5 protein-coding genes are annotated in these 4,242 nt (G+C 55.2%); 2 read left to right on the top strand and 3 right to left on the bottom strand.

The annotated features are described in order from the left end of the window. Positions 1–577, bottom strand: a 577-nt coding sequence (locus PAT3040_RS22835) for an MBL fold metallo-hydrolase (RefSeq protein WP_258235113.1), incomplete at its 3' end; no start/stop codon positions are given. A gap of 170 nt (positions 578–747) precedes the next feature. Between PAT3040_RS22835 and PAT3040_RS22830 the strand changes: the two genes are divergently transcribed. Next, on the top strand, positions 748–1,899 hold the full coding sequence (locus PAT3040_RS22830) for a conserved virulence factor C family protein (RefSeq protein WP_108994519.1): 1,152 nt from the start codon (positions 748–750) through the stop codon (positions 1,897–1,899). Positions 1,900–2,014: 115 nt separating this feature from the next. Next, complete coding sequence (locus PAT3040_RS22825) at positions 2,015–2,608, top strand: thioredoxin family protein (protein WP_087566122.1); 594 nt, start codon at positions 2,015–2,017, stop codon at positions 2,606–2,608. A 116-nt stretch (positions 2,609–2,724) separates the two neighbouring features. Here the strand turns inward: PAT3040_RS22825 and PAT3040_RS22820 are convergent, their stop codons facing one another. Further along, positions 2,725–2,985 (bottom strand): DUF6953 family protein, encoded by a 261-nt coding sequence (locus tag PAT3040_RS22820; protein WP_108994518.1) that lies wholly within the window; start codon positions 2,983–2,985, stop codon positions 2,725–2,727. Between the two features lie 15 nt (positions 2,986–3,000). Further along, positions 3,001–4,203 carry a transglutaminase domain-containing protein gene (locus PAT3040_RS22815; RefSeq protein ID WP_087566120.1) on the bottom strand — a complete coding sequence of 401 codons (1,203 nt, stop codon included), beginning with the start codon at positions 4,201–4,203 and terminating at the stop codon, positions 3,001–3,003. Positions 4,204–4,242: the final 39 nt, after the last annotated feature.

The raw sequence follows: 4,242 nt of genomic DNA, 5'->3' as shown, positions 1-4,242 counted from the left end.
TAATCCAGCCGCCCCAATGCGAGCTGTTCGTATCCCATGGGTTGCGGCGGGTCCAGTGCTGGGACGGAACGAACGTAAAAGTCGTTTCGCCGATTCTCGCCGACTCCCACCAATGCAGCTCCTTTACGCGCGAGAACCCCTTGAACCGCAGCTTGGAGCTGAGTCCGGCAGGAACAATAATTTGTTTGGCCCCGCTCAGTCTGCGAATCGAGCCGATATTAAGATGATCGTAATGAGAATGCGAGATCAAGATAACGTCGATAGGCGGCACCTGATCGATGGGGATGCCCGGCGGGGCAAGACGTTTCTGGAACGCCATTTTCCCAGCCCATACGGGATCCGTCATAATATTAAGACCTTCGATTTGGATAAGGAAGGTGGAATGTCCGACCCAGGTAATCGTGGGCAGCTCCGTATTTCCTTTCAGAAACTCGATATCGGGTTCCACGTTCGGCACTTGATACGAATAATCCTTGTGCTTTATCTTCCTGATTCTTTCCTGTCTCCACCTGTTGAATTGCTTATATGAGTTTTGCTGCACGACTTTATTCTGATTAGAGAAACGCCTGATACGCACACTGCTGCCTCCTCCCTTGCTTCTGTCTTATCAATAAGATACCAAGGGCGGGGCATGGTTTGCAAATAAAGCTTTCTTCATAACAAGCCCAATTTAAGTCGGTATTCCATGCAATTTTTAGAAAATCGATGCCATGCGTGGTATAGTAGGAGGAAAGGAGGTACGCATTTATGAAACTATTGTCGATAGAACCGACGCCAAGCCCAAACTCCATGAAGCTCAATGTAGACGAGTCGCTGGCGCGCGGAAGAAGATTAACATATACCGTCAAGGAGGCGGATGCCGCGCCTCATCCCTATAACGAACTGCTGCGGATTGACGGGGTGCGCGGCGTGTTCCGCACGGCCGACTTTATTGCGCTCGACAGAAAGCCGGGCGCCGACTGGGCCCGAATATTAGGCGAAGCCCGCGAGCTGCTGCAAGGCGACGGCATCCCGGCTGACGGGACCGATACAAGCAAAGGCATGGGCTCCGGGTACGGCGAAGCTCAAGTGCTGGTTCAGATGTACAGAGGCATTCCTATGCAAGTACGAGTGCGGATGAACGACGGAGAGACGCGTTCGGCGCTTCCCGATAAATTCGGAGAAGCGGTAGGCCGGGCGGCGGGCTCCTCCATGATCCGCGAACGGATGCTGGAGGAATTCGGCGTCAGGTACGGCGAGCCCGAAGAGATAGCCGCGGAGATTGTGCGCGAGCTGGACGCGTCTTATACCGATGACAGGCTGGACGCTCTGGTAGAAGCAGCGCGAACAGCCGGCACGGACGGACAAGAATCGGCGCCCGTCGCTCCCCGTCCTGCTCCGCTCAGCCTGGAGGAAGCGACTGTGGCGTTCGGAGCTCCGGACTGGCAAAGCCGATACGCCGCTCTGGACCGTTATGTCAGCGCTCCGGAAGGACTGCCGCTGCTGGACCGGGCGATTCGCGACGAAAATGCGTCCGTGCGCAGGCTGGCCGTCATCTACCTCGGCGATCTGAAGTCGCCGGAGGCGATGCCGCTCCTGTTCGAAGCGCTACAGGACGCTTCTGCTTCCGTTCGTCGCACCGCAGGCGACACCTTGTCCGATCTCGGAGATCCCGCCGCGATTGGACCTATGATCAAGGCGCTCGGCGACAAAAACAAGCTCGTGCGCTGGCGCGCGGCCCGCTTCTTGTACGAAGCAGGCGACGAGACGGCCGTGGAGGCTCTCAAGGAGGCGGCGAAGGATCCCGAATTCGAGATCCAGCTGCAGGCGCAGATTGCGCTGGAGCGCATCCTGCGCGGCGAAGAGGCTGCCGGTTCCGTATGGCAGCAAATGACGGCAGCGCGAGGCGGTCAGGGTTAATCCCCTGATCTCTCGCGTTCATCGTTCCGTTTGCTATTTGTTTATACCCGTGCAAGGAGGTGAGGCTTCGTTCTGCGGCATTACTTATTCGAACGCGATTTGAGGAGGAGATAGTATGGCTTTTACTTTGCAACTAGGAGAACAAGCGCCGGACTTTAAGCTGCCGGCTACCGATGGCAAGACATATTCGCTGAAGGACTTCGCCGATGCTAAAGTACTTGTTGTATTCTTTACCTGCAATCATTGTCCGTTTGTTGTCGGTTCCGAAGAAGTTACGAGGGCTACCGCACTGAAGTTCATGGAGCATGGAGTGGAATTCGTCGGCATCAATGCCAACAGCGTCCGGACCAAGCCGGATGATTCCTTCGCCCATATGGTAGAACGAATGTCGGAGAAAAACTTCCCCTGGACCTATCTGCACGACGAAAGCCAAGACGTCGCAAGAGCTTACGGAGGACTTCGTACGCCTCACTTCTATGTATTCGATCAGGATAGGAAGCTGCTATACTCCGGCAGAGGCGTGGACAACCCTCGCGAGACGGACAAGATGACCGTCAACGATCTGGACAACGCTTTGTCCGATCATCTGGCCGGTCGCCCTGTCGCCGTGCCGCTCACCAATCCAATCGGCTGCAACGTGAAGTGGGACGGAGAGGACGAGCACTGGATGCCGGCCGAGGCTTGCGACCTGGTGCCCCAAACGAAGTAACTCTGATTCTGCATTTTTTGAGCTCATACACTGCAGCGCCTTCCCTACTATGAAGTTTTTAGCAACAAAACCGTCTGCCGGAGTTGGCAGACGGTTTTGTTGCTGTTCCCTGTCAGTTAAGTTCGAATCGCCGACGTCCATCCCCAAAAAAACGCGTCACGATCCCAAGCCGCTTTGCCGCCATGCAGCTTCTTGAACGCCTTCTTGACTTCCTTGTCGATGGAAGCATGACCATTGTCGTTTACGTAAATATACTGTTCGCCATAACAAGCCGTAATGTGCTCAACGGCCGCCGCTTGATACAGGATCCCCGCATTTTTCAGTTCATTGAACATCCATAACGCAATTTCGTCCGCCACCGTATGATTATCGCTCATGTCTATTCCTGCCTCTCAAGGGTATTCCAGTTGGATATTGACAATTAAGGAATCGTCGCCGGCGTAAGGCTCGTAGCTCGCCCGATAGCCGACAGCCACCGGGGCATCTTCGAAAGCTTCCTTGAGCGCTTCGGGAAAGCCGTCCGCATCCGTATAACGGAATTGCAGGCCGCCTGCTCCGTCGTGGATGGCGCCGGCGATCGTCGTCTTAAGCGCGTCCTTGCCGCGCACCGTATTTTTCTCTTCCAACCAGTGCAGTCCGATAGCAAGCTTAAGCTTCGCCGCTAGACGGGCTTGCTCGCCGTTGCCACCGTTCTCCATCGCCTGCAAGGCGTCCGCATAAGCGTTTTCAGCCGCCGGATATTCGCGCGTCCACCCATGGTCGAGGCGAAGCTCTTCATCCGTTTTTAAATAATAGCTGTAACGAATCGGAGAACCCGGCTCGGCTCCAACCGGATCGTCCCAAGTCAAGTCGAGGTGGTACCAGATCCCATCCAGCTTGACCATGTTCCAGGCATGTTCTCCCGTATTGACGGTCCCTTCGGCGATCCGCACTTCCAATCCCGCCTTCTCCAGCATCCTGTACCCCAGAAGCGAATAACCTTGACAGACAGCCGTACCAAGCGTAATCGCCTCATATGCGGTGTAATAAGAGAGCGACTGATCGTATTCCACATGCGTAACGATCCAGTCATGGATCACCTTGACCTTCTCGTGATCGTTCATGCCCGGAGTTATCAGCTTCGCCAGCGTAGCTTCAACATGGGCGTCGACCTCGGCCGACTGCTCCTTCGTCTCGCGGAACTTCGCTTCTATGGCTATCGTCGACTTGTTGCCCCAGCTCCTGATCGTGTACAGATAGGACTCCAGAATATAGGCGGAATAATCGTCATGCATAAGCGCTGACCGGATAATGTCCGTCATATTATCCGACAGTTGCTTCCGATTGCCCGTGTAGGTGACGGAGAATTGCCCGGAACGGGCTTGAAATCCCGCGGCCAACTCCAGCTCCAGCTTGTCGTAAGGTCCTTCCCCGGCGACGGACGACTCCGTGACCGTTCCGTCCAGCGTATTCAACTTCACTTGTTGCTTGCTTACGGCCGCGACCGGCTCGTCCGGATCCGATATGGAGGGAAACAGATCCAGCTTCAGCTCCAGACTATAAGCCGCCAGTATAATAATGGCCAACACCAGAAGTCTCGACGTTACGTTTCGCATACCCGCCTCCTTGCTCTTGCTCTCTTCCTTCCATCATAT

The organism is Paenibacillus agaridevorans, assembly GCF_003112455.1.
GTDB lineage: Bacteria > Bacillota > Bacilli > Paenibacillales > Paenibacillaceae > Pristimantibacillus > Pristimantibacillus agaridevorans.
Note: the sequence above shows the minus strand (reverse complement) of the source record. Positions and strands in the feature narration are given on the sequence as shown.

Coding starts and splice junctions, on each gene's coding strand:
- PAT3040_RS22830 (WP_108994519.1), top strand. CDS start 748: ATGAAACTATTGTCGATAGAACCGACGCCAAGCCCAAACTCCATGAAG.
- PAT3040_RS22825 (WP_087566122.1), top strand. CDS start 2,015: ATGGCTTTTACTTTGCAACTAGGAGAACAAGCGCCGGACTTTAAGCTG.
- PAT3040_RS22820 (WP_108994518.1), bottom strand. CDS start 2,985: ATGAGCGATAATCATACGGTGGCGGACGAAATTGCGTTATGGATGTTC.
- PAT3040_RS22815 (WP_087566120.1), bottom strand. CDS start 4,203: ATGCGAAACGTAACGTCGAGACTTCTGGTGTTGGCCATTATTATACTG.